The 18,271-nt window shown below is 51.1% G+C and carries 15 protein-coding genes; 6 read left to right on the forward strand and 9 right to left on the reverse strand.

All coding sequences use genetic code 11. The annotated features are described in order from the left end of the window. Positions 1-13: 13 nt before the first annotated feature. Positions 14-1,573: a glycoside hydrolase family 10-like protein gene (locus tag U9S71_RS19685; RefSeq protein WP_326329539.1), complete on the forward strand. Its 1,560-nt coding sequence runs from the start codon at positions 14-16 to the stop codon at positions 1,571-1,573. A 5-nt stretch (positions 1,574-1,578) separates the two neighbouring features. Here the strand turns inward: U9S71_RS19685 and U9S71_RS19690 are convergent, their stop codons facing one another. Together U9S71_RS19690 and U9S71_RS19695 are read right to left on the reverse strand one after the other, a co-directional pair. After that, positions 1,579-3,288, reverse strand: coding sequence for a glycoside hydrolase family 3 protein (locus U9S71_RS19690; protein ID WP_326329541.1), 1,710 nt, complete (start codon positions 3,286-3,288; stop codon positions 1,579-1,581). Positions 3,289-3,405: 117 nt separating this feature from the next. Then, positions 3,406-3,951: a TetR/AcrR family transcriptional regulator gene (locus tag U9S71_RS19695; RefSeq protein ID WP_326329543.1), complete on the reverse strand. Its 546-nt coding sequence runs from the start codon at positions 3,949-3,951 to the stop codon at positions 3,406-3,408. 198 nt (positions 3,952-4,149) lie between these two features. Here U9S71_RS19695 and U9S71_RS19700 point away from each other — a divergent pair, with 198 nt between their 5' ends. Beyond that, complete coding sequence (locus U9S71_RS19700; protein ID WP_326329544.1) at positions 4,150-6,963, forward strand: TonB-dependent receptor; 2,814 nt, start codon at positions 4,150-4,152, stop codon at positions 6,961-6,963. Here U9S71_RS19700 and pncA read toward each other — a convergent pair. The 3 genes from pncA to U9S71_RS19715 all read right to left on the reverse strand — a co-directional run bounded on the left by pncA (position 6,960) and on the right by U9S71_RS19715 (position 9,680). Further along, positions 6,960-7,556: a bifunctional nicotinamidase/pyrazinamidase gene (pncA, locus tag U9S71_RS19705; RefSeq protein ID WP_326329545.1), complete on the reverse strand. Its 597-nt coding sequence runs from the start codon at positions 7,554-7,556 to the stop codon at positions 6,960-6,962. The genes U9S71_RS19700 and pncA overlap by 4 nt on opposite strands. 45 nt (positions 7,557-7,601) lie before the next feature. Continuing rightward, positions 7,602-8,564, reverse strand: coding sequence for a hypothetical protein (locus U9S71_RS19710; RefSeq protein WP_326329546.1), 963 nt, complete (start codon positions 8,562-8,564; stop codon positions 7,602-7,604). A 126-nt stretch (positions 8,565-8,690) separates the two neighbouring features. Next, on the reverse strand, positions 8,691-9,680 hold the full coding sequence (locus U9S71_RS19715; RefSeq protein ID WP_326329547.1) for an aspartate-semialdehyde dehydrogenase: 990 nt from the start codon (positions 9,678-9,680) through the stop codon (positions 8,691-8,693). Positions 9,681-9,830: 150 nt separating this feature from the next. On the opposite strand from U9S71_RS19715, the gene U9S71_RS19720 reads away from it, so the two are divergent. Genes U9S71_RS19720 through U9S71_RS19735 form a run of 4 tightly spaced genes read left to right on the forward strand, consistent with a single transcriptional unit; the run spans position 9,831 to position 12,238 of the window. Next, positions 9,831-10,748 (forward strand): lamin tail domain-containing protein, encoded by a 918-nt coding sequence (locus tag U9S71_RS19720; protein ID WP_326329548.1) that lies wholly within the window; start codon positions 9,831-9,833, stop codon positions 10,746-10,748. Next, positions 10,748-10,888, forward strand: coding sequence for a hypothetical protein (locus tag U9S71_RS19725; RefSeq protein WP_326329549.1), 141 nt, complete (start codon positions 10,748-10,750; stop codon positions 10,886-10,888). Before U9S71_RS19720 ends, U9S71_RS19725 begins: the two co-directional genes overlap by 1 nt. Next, positions 10,872-11,597, forward strand: coding sequence for a YebC/PmpR family DNA-binding transcriptional regulator (locus U9S71_RS19730; protein WP_326329550.1), 726 nt, complete (start codon positions 10,872-10,874; stop codon positions 11,595-11,597). The genes U9S71_RS19725 and U9S71_RS19730 overlap by 17 nt, the downstream gene beginning before the upstream one ends. Beyond that, complete coding sequence (locus U9S71_RS19735) at positions 11,597-12,238, forward strand: hypothetical protein (protein ID WP_326329551.1); 642 nt, start codon at positions 11,597-11,599, stop codon at positions 12,236-12,238. Before U9S71_RS19730 ends, U9S71_RS19735 begins: the two co-directional genes overlap by 1 nt. Here U9S71_RS19735 and U9S71_RS19740 read toward each other — a convergent pair. The 4 genes from U9S71_RS19740 to U9S71_RS19755 form a co-directional block, all read right to left on the reverse strand. After that, a complete protein-coding gene (locus U9S71_RS19740; RefSeq protein WP_326329552.1) occupies positions 12,231-13,583 on the reverse strand; it encodes an ATP-binding protein in 1,353 nt (450 codons plus the stop codon). The two genes, U9S71_RS19735 and U9S71_RS19740, sit on opposite strands and share 8 nt — an antisense overlap. Further along, entirely contained in the window at positions 13,580-16,342 is a 2,763-nt protein-coding gene (locus U9S71_RS19745) for an eCIS core domain-containing protein (RefSeq protein ID WP_326329553.1), read from the reverse strand. The genes U9S71_RS19740 and U9S71_RS19745 overlap by 4 nt, the downstream gene beginning before the upstream one ends. Then, positions 16,339-16,974: an EGFR-like transmembrane domain-containing protein gene (locus U9S71_RS19750; RefSeq protein ID WP_326329554.1), complete on the reverse strand. Its 636-nt coding sequence runs from the start codon at positions 16,972-16,974 to the stop codon at positions 16,339-16,341. The genes U9S71_RS19745 and U9S71_RS19750 overlap by 4 nt, the downstream gene beginning before the upstream one ends. 35 nt (positions 16,975-17,009) lie before the next feature. Beyond that, on the reverse strand, positions 17,010-18,271 hold a 1,262-nt coding region (locus tag U9S71_RS19755; protein ID WP_326329555.1), incomplete at its 5' end, for an eCIS core domain-containing protein.

The raw sequence follows: 18,271 nt of genomic DNA on the forward strand, positions 1-18,271 counted from the left end.
CAATAGCAATGAGATGAGATATACCCGCGCGTGGATAGGTTGTGTTACTGTTTTTTTCTTATCATTTATTGGCTCCCTGGGATATTGCGGGCCGGTTGCATCCGGCGACACCCCCCCAAAGCGGGAGCTCCGGGGGGCCTGGGTCGCTACGGTGGTCAATATCGATTGGCCATCGGCGGATAACTTGAGTACGGCGGCACAGCAGCAGGAGCTCATCCGGCATTTGGACAACCATCAACGTGCGGGCATCAACGCCGTCTTTTTGCAGATACGGCCCACCGCCGATGCGTTTTATGCCAAAAGTAGCGAGCCGTGGAGCCGCTTTCTGACCGGCAAACCGGGGCGGGCACCGGAACCTTTTTACGACCCATTGGAATTTGCCATTAACGAAGCCCATAAACGGGGTATGGAATTGCACGCCTGGATTAATCCCTACCGGGCGACGTTTGATCTGGTAGCGGCCAACACCACGAACGATCATATTACGCGCCTCAAACCGGAATGGTTTTTTGTCTATGGCGGAAAGAAGCTTTTTAATCCGGGTATTCCCCAAGTAAGAGACTATATCGTGGGCATTGTAACGGATATCGTGCGGAACTATGACATCGACGGTGTCCATTTCGACGACTATTTCTACCCGTATCCGGCAGGAGGTCGGTCCATTCCCGATGCGGAAACATTCAGGAAATACCCCAATGTCTTTAAAAATATCGCCGACTGGCGAAGGAATAACGTCAACCTGCTCATCCAAATGATTTCGGAAAGCGTGCATCGGGAGAAGGAATATATTAAATTTGGTGTAAGTCCTTTTGGTATCTGGGACAACAAGAAAGACCATCCGGATGGCTCGGCATCATCGGGCTTTAGTGGATATCGCCAGCTTTATGCCGATGCGTTGAAATGGCTGGAAGAGGGATGGGTAGACTACATCAACCCGCAGATTTATTTCCCCTTTGGCCACCCGGCAGCACCTTATGAGGTATTGGCCGACTGGTGGGCCGAGCGTACGCACGGGCGTCACTTGTATATCGGGCATGCGGCCTACCGCGCAACAGAGAATGGTGCCGGTTGGCGCGACCGTAGCCAGATTCCCAACCAAGTGCGTTATGCACGGCAACATGCCGGTGCACAGGGGAGCATTTATTACAGTGCCAAACACATCACCAACAATGTGGTAGGCCTTCGCGACTCGCTGCAATACAACCTGTACCGCTATAAATCGCTTCCGCCAACGATGCCTTGGCTAGACAGCATTGCGCCGGAGCCACCGTTCGGCCTGCTGGCCCAGGTAGCTGAAAACGGAACTTCAGTGATTTTGCAGTGGCAACCGGGGGCGCCGGCAGCCGATGGGGAAGCCCCCTATGGCTATGTGGTGTACCGCTTTAACGAAGGCGAACCGCTGGATGTAGAAAACCCACAAAATATCCTCCACATCACCTATGACCATACCCAAATGCAATACACCGATAATTTGACACGGAAAAACGGCCACTACCGTTATGTGGTGACTACCATAGACCGTCTGAAAAATGAAAGCTTGCCTTCAAACAGCCGGGAGCTGTATATCGAATAAATACGTTATTTACCATCGCCATACCGGAAAAAGGCGTTGACGGTAACCGGGAGCCGCCCCGAAGGGGTCAGCTGCCGCAGTAAGACCTTAGCTGCTGCGCGTTGCATCATACCGTCATTTTGATAGCATACGAGGATGGATTTGGCCTGCTCGATGCCGGGTAGGCCGGCAAGACCGTAGGGGTTGGCAAAGATGCAAAAGATGGCGTTCCGGTGTGCTAATTCATTGATGAAGAGCCGCACGGTGCTGTTGTAGCTGTAGGTGCTGCGCGGGCGCGTGCGGTTGTCGTGTAGGGCCACGATGATCTGGCCGTACCGGCGGAGCTCCGTTGCCACGGCTGCCACATCGTCTGCTGTGGCATTTGCCGACAGTACGTAATGCATGTGATTATCAAAACGCCACTCCAACATACGTTGGAATTCGGATAGCTCTGATAGCCCAACACTGATAATTGCTGTGCGGCGATTGTAGTTGATTGCCCTGATCAGGCTGTCGCCCTGGAGTAATGTAACCGATGCATCCGCCAACCGCTGATTGAGGGTTTGTGTGCCTTGGCTGTTTAGATCGTGGTATAGGTTGGTGAGCTGGACAGGCTGGGGGTTGTTTAGCCCAAGCCAGTATTTCGTGGCTAATATCTTTTTAACGCGGGCGTCTATATCGCGTTGGGCCAGTCGCCCTTGCTTAATGGCCTGTAAGACCATTTCTATGGCGCGGGAGCTGTTTTGCGAGAGTTCGAGCAGGTCGTTTCCGGCGATGATAGCCCGTATGTCGGCTTCACCATTGGGGAAATGTTTTACGACGCCTCTCATATCCATGGCATCCGTAAAGGTAAGTCCTTTGAATCCAAACTTTTCCTTGAGGATGCCGGTAACAATGGGTTTCGATAGCGAGGAGGGGAGGTTGGGGGTGTTGTCGAGGCTCGGGATATTCATGTGGGCCACCATCACGCCCGAAGCGCCAGCGTTGATCAGTTCACGGAACGGGTACATCTCCAGTGAATCCAAGTGCCCTGCAGTGAAGTTGAGCTGTGGCAGGTCGTAGTGCGAGTCGACATCGGTGTCGCCATGCCCCGGAAAATGTTTCAGTGACGTCACGATGCCGCCATCCATCATGCCCCGCATATAGGCCAAGCCCTTGCTTGTTACATTATATTTGTTTTCACCGAATGACCGGTAATTGATGACGGGGTTGCGGGGGTTGTTATTAATGTCGACAACCGGCGCAAAATTCACATTCATTCCCAGGCGCCTGAAATCACGGGCAACCTCACGACCCATCTGATAAATCAATGCTTCATTTTGCACTGCCCCCAAAGCCATCTGGTAAGGGAATGAGATCGTAGAGTCAGCTAAACGCATACCAAGCCCCCATTCGCCATCGAATGCCACTAGCAAGGGTACTTTCGATAACTGTTGGTAGCGGTTGATTACTTGGGCGTGGCGGATGGGGCCGCCTTGGAAAAGCACGATACCGCCAAGCTGCTCCCGCTGAACCACCCCAGCCACCGAATCGATATAGCGCTGGCCCAGATTGCTGTGGGCACGTACCATGAAAAGCTGCGCCACTTTATCCCGGTCGGTCAATGTCCGGAATACGGAGTCTACCCAACCATGTTCGCTATTGATGAAGGGGATAAAAGGCTCGCGTTGCTGTGCAACGGCATCCCAACAAAGTGATGCAAGAAAAATGGATAAGTAAACGGTTTTCTTTAGCATAATAGCTTAGCTTACAATAACGATACCGATAATGCAACATCGGAATCGCCTCCAATATTAAACATTTTTTTGCGTGTTAATGCGTGTTGTCGGTTATTGTTGCGTTTTTTTGCGCTTTTAAGCGTCGATTCCGTATTTCCCTTCCAGGATTTTCGCCAATTCGGCCGACTCGCGGAGCTCGCCGCTGGCTTCCTTTTTCCACAATATTTCGATAATCAACAGCAAGAGCTGGGTTTCCAATTCGGGGTGCTCATAACCCAATTCGGTAAACGCCCGATTGATGGCGGGATGGACCGGCTTGATGAACAACTCGTGTTGTTGTTTTGAAAATCCGTGATGCGACAGTCGTTCCTGCATTTTCCAGAAGACCGGATCTTCACTAACCAATTCCTTGGGGAGGTTAATCATGTTCTGCAGGAAACTTTTGGCATCCCGATAGATCATCATGCCCCGGTGGTGTTGTAGTACACGTCTGTAGCCGGATTTGATCAAATGCGATAACAGGTTGTCCTTATTTCCGAAATGTTTGAAAATGAGTGCCTCGGATACGCCTGCTTGTTGGGCTATGATCTTGGTCGATGTGTCGATATAGCCCTTTTCAGCAAACAGCAAGAGGGCCTCCCTCATGATTTTCTCCTTTCTGCTCTCTGCCTTCTGTCTCATCGTGGTCCGTACAAAAAAATGAATTGCAAACTTAGATAAAATCCCCCATAATTGAGAGCAATGGGAGTCTTTTGGCGAAGATGTGACACTGTATTGTTGAAGCGTGCCGCTGCTGCATATGTAATAATATCTTTACATTTAAACGAATGGGGTTTTATACTATCTGATGCAATTAGATACTAACACAGTTACTAACACATGCAAAAGCTTTATAAAGCCTTTCTTCTTTCGGTTTGCTTTTTTCTGGCTGCATCAGCGGTGGCCCAGCAGCCGCTCAAGGGAAGGGTAGTAGACAGTGTAGCTAATACGGGCCTCGAAGGGGCCAATGTGAAGCTGCTAACCGCCAAAGATTCAGTAGTTGATCAGCGCAGTGCTTCGGCCGATGGGAAGTTCGAACTGAAAAAGGTGCCGGCAGGGCAATATCGACTGCAGGTCAACTACCTTGGTTACCGGCCGACGGTTGTCCGTATTCACATACCTGTCGAATCCAATCCGCAACCGCTCACCATCCAGTTGCTTCCGGAATACCGAACGCTGGATGAAGTGGCTGTCATCGCGGCCTCGCCCGTTGCCGTATTGAAAGGCGACACCACCGAGTTTGACGCTGCAGCATTTAGCACAGAAGCTTATGCAGATGCCGACGCGTTGGTGATGCAGATTCCCGGTGTGGAGATTGATGAGGAAGGGCGGGTAAAAGCGCAGGGGGAGGATGTACAGCGCATCATTGTGGATGGTAAAGAGTTTTTTAGCACGGACCCGCGCATTGCGCTGAAAACCCTCCCCGCCGATATTATTGCTAAAATACAGATTATTGACGAGCAAAGTGAACAAGCGCAATTCAGTGGTTTTGATGATGGACAGCGACGCAAGGTAATCAATATCGTTACCCGCCCCGACCGCCGTAAGGGCTACTTCGGTAAAGCTGCGGCGGGGTACGGCGCTAACGAAAGATATAATACCGGGGGAAATCTGAACAGCTTTGATGGGGACCGCCGGATAACCATATTTGCGGTATCCAATAACGTAAACCAATCGGATTTTTCTATGGCTGGTATTGCGGGCGGAGAGCAGGAAAGTGGTCGTAATAACCGGGGAAGGCGAGGTGGGAGCAATTCCGGGGGTGGCCGGGGCCTTAACAATACGCATAGTGTTTCGACAAATTTTAACGACGAGTGGTTAAATGAGCGCCTCGATATCAACGCCAATTATGCGTTTAATTCTACCGGCAATGAGACCAACAGCCTCACCAATCGGGAATATCTCATCGGCGCCCATGCCAACCAGTTTAATACCCAGCATCAGGAATCTGGGAGTGTGAATTCCAGCCATCGGGCCAATATGCGTATTCGGTTTGACATCGATTCGAATCAGCGTATCGATTTCAGACCCACCTTATCCTTCCAACGGCACAACCGAAATACGTTTTCCAATAATAGTACCGCCTTGGCAAACAGCGATCCGGTGAATGCGTCGGTACGCAGCAACGACAATGAAAACTCGAATTTCAATTTCAGCGGGAGCTTTAATTATCGTTTGCGACTGTGGAAGCCGGGCAGAACGGTTTCCTTGAGTGTCAACGGATCGGCCAACAGTAATAACGGATTGGCCCATACGCACTCACTCAACGAGTTTTTCAAAGAACAGACATTAAACCGTACCGACACGGTAAGCAACAGGAGTTATACCGATAGCTATGGCAACGGCATAACCGGCAGGCTGGCGTATACAGAGCCTTTGGGCGAGCATACCCGGATGCAAGCGAATTACAGCGTACGTAACACCGCAAGTTACTCCAATAGGGAAACATTCGAGTTCCTGGCAGAAACAGGTCAGTTGGGCGAGCTCAACCGACAGCTGTCTAATGAGTTCAGGAACGACTATACCTATCAAAGTGGAGGCTTATCTTTTCAGCTTGCCAAACGTGATTCATTCCGGGTCGAGGTGGGCGTGGACTTTCAGGACGCCCGTATCCGAAATAATCGGACATTTCCGGAGGACGATATCCGGGGAAGCCATTTTACCAGTTACCTGCCCAGCGCCGAACTATCCTACAATTTCACGCGCGACAAAAAGATCGATATCAGCTATCGGGCATCAACAAATGCACCCTCCATCAACCAACTGCAGGATGTGATCAATAACCAGAACCCGCTGAATATACGCACGGGAAACGCGGGATTGAAACAAGAGTACGGTCACCGTTTTGGTTTGCGTTATAACAGCGTCCAGCGCGAAACGGGGGGTAATTTTTCGGTCAATGTGAATGCCGACTTTACCAATAACCGCATCGTTAATTCGACGTTTATCGCCATGGCCGATACGCTTATTGCCCCCAATGTGTTGCTGGGGGCTGGGGGCCAATTCACCCGACCCGAAAATGTCAGCGGCTACTATAGCATCCGAGGTGGTGCCACATACGGAACACCGATAAAACCATTGAAAATCAATGTCAACCTACGCAGCGCCGTTTATCACAACCATGATATCGGATTGATCAACCAAGAGGGGACGTACACCAATTCCTACGGTATTAACCAGCGGGTAGGGATAAACAGCCGCTTCGGGCCCCATTTGGTGGTGGGTATGAGCTATACGGGTAACTATAGCGTGGTGCGTAATAACACCAATAGTGAATCGAGTTACAACACATACAACCAAATCATCCGCAATGATGTGGCCTACACGTTTTGGAAGGGGATACGTATCGCATCGTCGCTGTATTACAATTATAACCAGGGCTTGTCGGACGGATATAATCAGCAGTTTATCCTGTGGAATGCCTCACTTGGTAAAAAACTTATGCAACGGCAGGAAGCTGAAATTACATTGTCTGCCTTCGATCTGCTCAACCGTAATACCAACGTAAACCGGAGCATTAACGAGCGTTACATCCAAGATTCCCAAAACATCGCACTCCAGCGTTATTTCTTACTAAGCTTTACCTATAACTTACGCCACTTTGGCGGGGGCGGACCCGGCGGGCCACGGGGCGGTCGGCGTTTTGGTCGTTAAACGGTAATCAATTGCCCGCCTTGCCGAACGAATGCCGTGCGTTTTTCGGCATAGGCCGATGCGTCGATAGCCCGTACCGCGCCCTCAAGGATACGGGTTTCGAAACCGAGTTGCAGGGCGTCCATAGCCGTGAAATACACGCAATAATCGGCCGCAAGGCCACAGACCGATACGCCGGTTATGCCGCGGTCGTGCAGATATCCAGCTAGTCCTGTCCGTTTCCGCTTTCCGTTATCAAAGAAACCGCTATAGCTGTCGATGGCGGGGTCAGTGCCTTTGCGAAAAACGGCTTCGATACGACAGGTGTCCAATTGGTCACTTAATCTAGCCCCGGCTGTGCCCTGTACGCAGTGGTCAGGCCATAAAACCTGATCCAGCCCGTGCAGATCGATGGTCTCAAATGGTTTGTGGCCAGCATGGGTAGACGCGAAACTGTGATGACCCATTGGATGCCAGTCTTGAGTAGCCACGACCAAATCGTAATCGTCCTGAATATGGTTGATGACGGGAATAATGGCATCACCATCGGCTACCGCCAATGCGCCTCCGGAAAGAAAATCGTATTGGATATCGACAATAATCAGTGCATGCATGATAAACAACTGTTTGACCTAGCGCCAAACTTACCGATTATGGACCTAAAGTGAAAATTGTAGCCCTATGATACCGCCGAAATATAATCCATTGAACAGATCGTCACCGCGCGATTGCCATGAGTAGCGGCCACTACGGATGTCGGTCTGGTCGGCATCGAAGAGAAGGTGGTTGAATGTAGGGCCGCCAATTAATTCGACATAGGGTGTAATATGCCACCCGCCGAGTACACGGAGGCTTTGTTTTCCATATACACCGTCTTCAAAGCTTGTCATGGCGGTTCCGGCCAGTTCGGCACTCATGCGGAACGCCCGGACAGTGATAAGGTGTGCGCCGATGCCACCCGTTAGCTGGTAGCGGGCCTCCCGGTACCTAAGGTGGTAGCCTAACCCGAGGATGCCATACATTACCCTTCCACCGCTCCGCAGTGCCAGCATGGAGGCTCCTTCTTCGTCGACGGTGAGACCCAATGCTAACTCACCATCCCGGATGATGTTAAGCAATCCGATGGGGTAATCACTCTGCTCGGCAATGTTAATAAGTCCGGCCACTTGAACGCCTTCAACGCGCTTGGCGATGTTAATCAGGCCAGCTACTTGTGTGTGGGCATCGCCTGACGTGTTGATAAGCCCTGCTACTTGAAATCCGCGCGCTTCCCCCTTCACTTGGTTCAGCAAACCTGCTACAAGTACGCCGGTGGCGTGGCCGCCAACATGGTTGGAGACACCGGATACCATCGTTCCGTAAGCGTTCCCTTTTACCACCCCCGAAACTCCGGCTATGAGGCAGGCATTCTCTTGCTGCGAAAATCCAGCGATCAGGTGGAGGGACAGGTTATTTGTATCTGCGGCGGCGGTTTTTCCATTGGTGCTGAGGGGGTAGGTGAGACCTAAATGTACTTGGTTGGTTTTTCCTGTTTGTGCCATCGCCATAATGCTACAGGTTATCATCAGCGCAATTCCGGCCATGGTACGGGTCATCTTTTGGGTCGTTGCTTTTTTGTCCATTAGTTATGTTTTAGGCTTAAGACAACGACACCCCAGATCACCCTTACTCGCTAACCATCTTTGCCACAAAAAAACACCCGCTCATGAGCGGGTGTCTCTGTATATCATACGTGGATGGATCTTCGGTTACAGTAACCCTCTTTCAAGCAGCTTTTCGGCAATCTGCACGGTATTGGTCGCTGCACCTTTGCGCAGATTATCGGCTACCACCCATAGGTTGAGCGTTTTGGGCTGGCTTTCATCCCGGCGGATTCGGCCCACGAACACCTCGTCTTTCCCATGTGCATCCTTAGGCATGGGATATTCTTGGTTGGCGGGGTTGTCTACGATAACGATGCCGGGTTGTTTGGCCAGCAACGTCCGTACTTCAGCCAGGTCGAATTCGTTAGCAAACTCGATATTCACAGATTCTGAATGGCCACCTATTACAGGGATACGTACCGTTGTTGCGGTAACCCGGATGGTGTCGTCGCCGATGATTTTGTTGGTTTCCTTGATCATCTTCATCTCTTCCTTGGTGTATCCGTTGTCTTGAAATACATCAATCTGTGGGATAACATTCAGGTCGATTTGGTGTGGATACGCTTTCTCCCCCGTTACGCCCGCACGTTCATCGTTGAGTTGCTGTACCGCTTTCACACCGGTACCGGTTACGGATTGGTAGGTGGAGACAACCACTCTTTTAACGACGTATTGCGCATGCAAGGGTTTCAATACCACAACCATTTGTATGGTCGAGCAATTCGGATTGGCGATGATTTTGTCTTCCGCGGTCAATACCTCGCCGTTTACTTCGGGCACCACGAGTTTCTTGGTCGGATCCATCCGCCATGCCGACGAATTGTCGATAACGGTGATACCAGCCTCAGCAAATTTCGGTGCATAGGTCAATGATGTACCGCCCCCAGCCGAAAAGAGCGCCACATCGGGTTTAAGGGCAATGGCTTCGTCAGGTGTGACCACCTTATACGATTTTCCCTTGAATTGTATTTCCTTACCCTTGCTACGCTCAGAAGCAACGGGGATCAATTCTGTTACGGGAAAATTGCGCGCTGCTAACACGGTTAACATCTCCGAACCTACCAGCCCGGTTGCGCCGACTACTGCCACTTTCATTTTTTTGTGTTGTTGATTTTGTGAATTAACTTATACTGTTTAACTTTATTTTCTTTAAGCGGCCAAACATACGAAATTTGGCTGGATTTTGAGCATAGCAAACACGAAAAACCCGCTAACCGAAGGGGCTGTTTATCAGTCCGGAAGCCAATGGAAAACAAGTTAATCCTTTTAGTGGTCGTCGCGGCACTATTCACCGTATTTAGGGTGGTGGCATCCGCCCAGCCTCAGCCAGGCGATATCCTTATCAACGAAGTATTGTCTAACCCGAAGTCAGGAGGGGCTGACTTTCTAGAGATTTACAATTACTCGAATAAGACCATCGACCTGTCGGGCATCCGTATCGCACGCGTAACGGCCAATGGTAAGGTGGGAAATCCACAGGAGGTCAGCAGCCAGCCGGTGTTTATCTATCCCAATGAATACAAAGTGCTGACGCGCCAGCCCACGGTGGTAAAGCAGCATTACCCCAGAGCCGTATCCGGCACCTTCATCGAAATGGCGGCATTGCCCGACTTTAACAACGAAACGGGGGGCGTGGTGATCTACGGTGGGGAAGAAGTGATTGATAGCCTTTTTTATACCCCCCGCATGCAGTCGCCATTCATAATTAGCAATCGGGGCGTTTCGCTGGAGCGGCAACATTTCTCGTTGCCCACCCATGCTCCGGAGAATTTCCGTTCGGCGGCGGTTGCCGCCGGTGGGGCTACTCCTGGATACCAAAACTCACAAGATGTGGGTACAGGCGGTGAGGATCGTGTTTTTTTGGCATCGAAGACCTTTTCGCCGGATAACGACGGATATGAAGATCGGCTGGAAATCAATTACCGCATGCCCGGAGCCGGGTTCATGGCCAATATCGATATCTATACAGACCAAGGCCGATTAGCCAAACGGTTGGTACGCAATCAAAGTATGGCTACCCACGGAACGATCTATTGGGATGGGTTATCTGACGCAAATGCCCGGCTTCCCATTGGGATGTACGTGGCCGTGATCGAGGTCTACAACGCCAACGGTGTACGGAAAATATACCGTGAAAGCTTCGTATTGGCTGCGAGACTGTGATGGCGATTGAAATTTTGCTAAGTTTGCATGCCACGTATGACCGCGGTATCATCGATGCGGATAGCCAAGGTGATGCGGAATCGTGGTTGCAAATCATAACAACGGAAATATATGAGATAGACGATGGGAAGAGCTTTTGAATTCAGGAAAGAACGAAAATTTAAGCGCTGGGCCAAGATGGCCGTGCAATTCACCCGGTTGGGGAAAGAAATTGCCATGTCCGTTAAGGAAGGCGGGGCCAGTCCTGAGGCAAACTCGCGCCTACGCACGGCAATCCAAAACGCAAAGGCCGTAAACATGCCGAAAGACCGCATTGAAGCGGCCATCAAACGGGCTTCTGACAAGGATGCTAAAGGTTATGAAGAACACGTGTATGAAGGCTATGGCCCGCACGGGGTACCCATTCTCATCGAGACAGCTACCGACAACACCAACCGTACCGTCGCCAATATCCGTAGTTACTTCAGTAAATCAGGGGGGACCCTGGGTAAAACCGGCTCGCTGGATTTTATCTTCCAGCGCAAGTCGATTTTCCGGTTCGTTGTAGCAGACGACGCGGATCTCGAAGAACTGGAATTGGAGCTTATTGACGGCGGGCTGGAAGAGCTCTACGTGGAGGCCGACGAAGAAGGGAACGATGTGGTTGTCGCACAGACATCGTTTGAAGATTTCGGCAACATGCAGCGACTGTTGGAAGAAAAGGGAATCGAAGTGAAAAGCGCCAACCTCGAACGGATTTCACTGTCGCATACGGAAGTATCTGAAGAGGATGCCACCGAAGTGCTTAAGCTTGTCGATAAAATTGAAGAGGACGACGACGTCCAAGCGGTTTACCATAACATGAGCTAATGACGTTTGAGGAATTCTTCACGAAGAAGCGGATTGACCTGGCATTGCTGCGGCGTGCCAAACCTGATCTTTATGAAGAGTTTCGCGACCATTATGCCCAAATGAGCGAAAAGAGTTTCGACCATACCAAGAAATACTGGTTTAACCGCCTCCGTAAGGACTTTTTGCTTGAGGTTGTGGAACCGCCAAAGGCGGTGACGGAGAGAGAACCTATTTCTAAAGCCGCTGAGGTCCCCACGTCGACCGCGCAGGCAGCCAAGCCTGCAGGGTTCAAACCCCGTTTCAAGCCTGGGACCACTTCGGCACCAAAGCCAGTGGACAAGCCGACCGAAGTTCCTCCGGAACCAACCGGTGCCGGGGAAACATCGGCTGCTCCCGATGAAAAGCCGGCCACGCCGACAACGAAGCCGGTCGGCTTCAAGCCTCGATTTAAACCAGGGGCTACGGCGATGAAAAAGAAGGTGGAACAGGAAGAACATCCAGAACCGGATTCATCGGCACCTACTCCCGAACCGGCAGCGGCATCTAAGCCGTCGGGATTCAAGCCGCGATTCAAGGCGGGAACGACACCCGTTAAGAAGGTGGAAAGAGAGGGCGCCGGTAAGACCACCAACAAAAAGGATGACACGGACACTACTTAAACACCCGGTCTTCTTTCTCGAATTCGCGCCGTATCCCCGTTAGCAGCTCCTGTTTTTCGATGGTCGGGTTGCCTTTGGAAAAGGTTTTAAGAGACGCGTAGTGTACTGCCTGTACGATGGCAGAGCCGCTTAGTTCATATTTTTCGGCGATGTCTTTCAATTGAATGTCTTGGGCCAGTTGTGCCTTGGCTGGGAGGATGGTTTGCCAAAGTTTATGTCTTTCCGATGCATTGGGTACCGGGAAATGGATAACCGCATTGAATCGCCTCATGAACGCTTTGTCGATATTGTTCTTGAAGTTGGAGGCCAAAATGACCAATCCCGGGAAGCCCTCCACGCGCTGCAGTAGATAGGCTACCTCTTGGTTGGCATACCGATCGTGCGAACTCTGCACATTGGAACGCTTGCCGAACAAAGCATCCGCTTCATCGAAGAATAATATCCAATCCCGATTTTCTGCCCGCTGGAAGATTTTTTCCAGGTTCTTTTCCGTCTCGCCGATGTACTTGGATACCACCTGTGAGAGATCGATGCGGAATACGTCGCGATTGAACTCCTTGCCGAGTAGGGTAGCCGTGAGCGTCTTTCCTGTACCCGGCGGACCGTAGAAAAGCACCCGGTAACCGGGTTTGATCACCCGTTCCAAATTCCATTGACCAATTAGTGTGGTATTGTGCCGCAGCCAAATCCGAATATCCTCCAATTGCTCACGTGTTTTATCGGCAATCACCAAATCCTCCCATCCCAATAAGGTGCTAACCGGTTTGGCGGGGAAATCGGGGCCGAATACGGGCAATTGCTCCTTGCCAAGCAATAATTTGGATAGCCATTCCGGCGGAATGATAAGTCTCCCACTCATCGGCGGTTCACCTTCTTTGACCGCTTCGAGGTAGATTACCCCTTCTTTGATTAATTGGCTGTCGCCCATGAGCAATCGCTGTATCTCCAGGCGCTTATCGACGTCAACCCCGGCGATGATAAACAACGCGGTTTCACCCGTGGGAAGGAACCCCCGGTGGTTACCCGTGTTTTTCACGCCCCCCATTTCAATAATATCACCACCGTTGGGCAGGAACTCCTGGATGATACGGTCAAAGAAAGCCGGTCTGAGATAGGGCGCTAACGCAATATGCAACACCGTCTTTTCTGCCGTTGGTAGTTGGAAGAAATAGCTGGGCAACGCCAAGCCTGCCTGTTCGGAGGCTGGCGGGTGTGATAAATCATCCGCGTTTCCCGTCATCGAAAAAAAACTACGGAGCCGCATTACGGTCAGTTGCTCTACGTAGTTGGCGTGTGCCAGTAAATATAACAGCTGTTTTTGCATCATATTTTGGTGTAGCATCATCTTGATTGGAACGTATATTCATGGCCGATGTTTGAGCCAATCGGTCCGCTTGCTATCCACCAGGGCTCCGTCACCTCCACAACCAATCCCCCATCGGAAACTTCCACAACCCGTATTTGCACGGGCACCCAAAAAGCAGTGGTGTTGGCCGGTGGCACAGACACCAATATGTTGATTTCGCGTTCTTCCCCTTCAGCAACATCCAACGTAAGGTTCCGAACATCGTGGATGGGAAATTCGATTAAGGGAGCGTCGGTGGGATAGGCATGGGAGAGCTCATAATCTGGAGGGGGAATCGACCGTGCCGGGCTACTGTGTTCCGCTGTCGAACTACTTCCAGCGTGCCGTGGTGCACTTCCTCCACTGCTGGCGTCTGAGGGCGTTGCGGTACCCGAAGTGGCGTCACCGCCAGCATGTCCGGAGCCCCCTGACCCTCCCCGTCCGTTATACAGTGCCCGTATAATCGGGCAATCGGGGAGATGCTCCGTCGGATTATCCAATACCTCAATAACCCGTGGAATCAGATTAGCTAACGAAACAGGGCCTCCCATCACCTGGATAATATCCAATTCGCAAGACATGCCCACTTGACCGTTTACATCAAACCGGGCTTTTGCGCCTTCAGCTACCCGGGCAGAGACCCCTATCCCGATTCCTATCTCCAGTCTTAATTTTGCCGTATTCACAACGGTTGTACCTAAGATTTGTTCAGACAACTTTTCAAAAGCTTCCGACTGGACATATCCCGAAAAATATCCTGAAAGCGCTTGGTATGCCGACGAAAGATCAGTTGCTGAGTCGAGCGAATCCACGGCACCACGAGACGCTTCAAGTAGTTGCCCGGCGATGGCCAAAAAATCTGGCCCGGCAATATCAGCACCAAAATCGAGGTAGGCATTGAGCTCCGCTCCATATACGCGCCGCGCGCGGCTCAGCGTGTTGGTGGATAGCAAGGACCGCACCCCACGTTGCCTACGCAGTAAGGCCGCAAAGCCCGCCAGGTTAGGACTTTGAAGTGACAATCGTTGGAAAAAGGAAACCTTCTCCAACAAATCGGGTAAGCTCCCCAAACTGGATACATCGGGTAACTCACCGGAAATTAATGCGTCGAAAACTTCTTCCCACGACAAAATATTGGTCAAATTGATGACCATTTCCTGCTGACCAGCACTGCCTGCATAGTATTGGTCTTCTCCCTGCTTGATGTAGACGACGGCAAAAACTTGTTGTTCTGCATCCGGCCGCTGCACAATTCTAAGCTCTACCCCGCCGCCGGCATTCGGCGGGAGACTGGCCAACGCATCATTAATAACCGGAATCGGCAGCCCCAACATTAGCCCAAACTGACCTTCGATAAATAACGACGTCGTCGTGGTATCGCCATTGGTTCGTTGGTCGTATCCAAATGTCAATGCCGCATTCACGTTTGACCCTGCAAAAACACTCAGGAAATTCAAAATGGCCAATGGATCACCACGGAGGATATCCGGCCGCGTTCCTTGAAAGTTACGGTCGTCATTAGGGCCCCAAGCAGATCCACCGGCATCCATCGCCCCACTGCCTCCAAAGCTACCCGTAGGTCTCCTGATGCCTGCGGATACCTCCGCGTCGGCGTTGGCGAATACACCGCCTTCGATGCGTTGCTGAATTAAATATTCGCTGGCATGACCTTCCAAAAGCTGCGTAAGGGGAGCACCTAACAGGGATGCTGAAACTGCCGTCTCCAAGAGTTGAGCACCCACAAAACGCAAAACATCACCCGTTGGAATACTATATTCCTCGATAAACGTACCCTGGACTCCAGCCATGGCATTAGCACCTGCTTCCGCTCCAATACCGTAACCTCGGCTGGCGCTGCCGCCTTCGCCCCGTCTGGAAGACGTACCGATCATAACCGACCCCCCGGCCCCCGTATCAAATGCCAACCGGCCCTGTTTCCGCACACGGAGGTGCACCCGCTCTTCGCTTTGCCGGGTCACGTACACGATGATTGCCCCCCCGGTGTAAACCGGATAACCCCAGGTAACCCCGCCTTCGATTTCGTAGGAAAACCCGACACCGACCGGCAATACCTGATCGAGCAATTCTATGGAAGCCTCCGTTAACACACCCACTTCGCTTTCGGCATCATCTTGACGTTGAACCGCAGGGGTAGTTCCCGAAGGTCGATTGCTACCTAATGCGCCTTGCTGGATGGTATGTACCAGTTCGTGAGCGATCAATCGCTTACCTTGCTGCGAATGCGGTTGATATTGGTCGGTATTAAATACGATATCACGACCGACGGTGTAGGCCAACGCATGGATGCGTTGTGCAGACTGTGCTGCCTCGGACCCCGTGTGGACGCGTACATCTGATAAATCACGTTGGAAGCGGGGCTCGAAATATTGGCGCTCCGCTGTTGATAGTGGTACTCCCCGGCCCGGCAAGCCCATAATGTACTGTTCGAAATCTGAATCGGCCGCCGGCGCACTGCCACTGCTTTCCTTTCGGTGTACGTGCTCCTCTTCCTCTTCGCATGCCTTGCATTTCCGCTGGATTACCACGGGCCTCGACGCGAAAAAAGGGGGGCTATCAGCCCTCGGAAATGCCATCCGCATCACCCGATCGGCCACAGCATCCGCTTCCTGCTCATAAATGTCATCGGGTTGGTTTACCGTGAGCTTTGGCTGGAAAAACTGCCGGCCGGTAGTCATGTTGCCCCCGGACGAGTTTGGCTTGGCTTGCTTTGATCCGGTATGTTCAATAGGTTGCTTCACCGATTCTTTTTAATTAATGAGTCCGATTTATTCACATAGCGTTGCAGCCGTACATTCTCGCTGAATTTATGGTCGGCTTCAATCTGCGCCTTGGTAATTTTCAGTATCTCCAGGCTTTCCGGTGTAGGCGATGCTTTCGCCTTTTCCAATTTCCGCTCTATATCTTGCGTTGTGTGTATAGTGCGTTGCAGGTCCGCAACACCTAATACCGCTTTATCCGCTTCGGGTATTTTGCTTATGGTCTCCAATGCTGCCTTGTTTTTTCCCAATAGGTACTTTGCTCGTGCGATATCGGCTAACTTATCCGGTGCATTTACATTTTTTTCTTCCAGCACCTGTATACTTTGTTCTACCTTGTTTTGTAGCGTTTCATTATCCGGATATTTTTCCAGCTCCTTGAGGTTGTTGACCAGCATCAAACCCTCCTGGTTCAGTTGTATCTTGGCAATGGAGGGCCATCCGAGCATCACAATAGGGATGATAAAAAAGAGCAATAGCGGTTTGAGCTGGCGCTTGCGGAGGGCAAACAATACGATTAAGAAAAGTAGGACCATAAAGAGCAGACCGCCAAGCACAAACATGGCAACTTCATGGAGTTGCAGGCCATCTGTCAGCTTTTCAAAATAAGTCATTTTACAATCGTCTTATGGTACTAAATCAAAGCAATCTAAAACCAGTAACGCTCCGATCGCGGTTCTGGCGAAAAAATCACTTTAAATGGCATATCGTATGCTTCTCCCGATGCTTCCAAGCGACTCATGGGAACCGTGATGAGCTGTTCAAGCGGTGACCCGGGGTCTCCCGGACAAAAATCTATGGTGTCAAACACCTCGTAATGTGGTATTAATTCAATAGTATAATAGCCTACACCGCCCAATAACTCTGTTTTATCGATCGCAACATTTGCCCTGGTTATCTTGCGGTAGTCATCTCCCGCATCACTGCTGCCGATACCGCCGGCTATGTGACCGGACACTGAAAACGGATTACTGAAGTTGATCGGTCTGTTGTCCATCTCTGATTTCGACAGGAAATTGGAAAGTGACATAATGGTATACCCGCGTATACTTCCCCAACCTCCAGCGGCCCGGTGTCGTCTTTGCCAAACCAAGTCTAAGATTTCGTCCATGTCGTCTTTGATATAGCCGTCATCTTTAAATGAATTGTGAATGTAACTGCCATCACTATCGAACACCCGTGGGGTCAGTGAATCTCCGGGCGCCCTGCTCAAGTAACTGTCATATAGATTATATACTTCTGTACCGAAGGACTCTATTCCCTCCGCGCGCATATAGGTGTTTCTGATCCACCATTCCGCATCGGTGGCATCAGCAGCAGTAGGGTATGGGGTACAGAAATCCGTCGAACGTTGTACTGACTTCGCAGCCATCCCGTCGCCTTGTTGTACCACATGTGTCAGTTCATGCGCCACCAGCCGCTGGCCTTGTTCTGAATGAGGTTGGTATTGGCCTTCGTTGAAAACAATATGGTTACCGATGGTGTACGCCCGTGCGCTTATCTGTCGAGCCGATTGCGTTGCCCGCGCACCGGTGTGGATGCGTACGTTTGAGAAGTCGTGGTTGAAACGTGGTTCAAAAAAAAGCCGTTCTTGTTCCGATAATCCTGTTCCTTGCCCGCCGAGAGTCGACACGTAATTTTCAAAGTTGTCGTCCACGCCGACTGCCGGGGGGGCGTTTTCTTTCCGCCTGACTGGCTTTTCTTCCTCCTCACAATGTTTGCACTTACGCTGTATTACATCGCCGGGTGTTGCCATCCGCATCACCCGATCGGCCACAGCATCCGCTTCCTGCTCATAAACGTCACCGGGCTGGTTTACCGTCAGCTTTGGCTGGAAGAAAACACCGCCATTATTCTTGGGTTTGGATGCACGCCTGGAAATTTCTTTTGCTGAAAACATATGCTTTGATG

The organism is Parapedobacter flavus, from assembly GCF_035818675.1.
In the GTDB taxonomy this organism is placed as follows: domain Bacteria; phylum Bacteroidota; class Bacteroidia; order Sphingobacteriales; family Sphingobacteriaceae; genus Parapedobacter; species Parapedobacter flavus.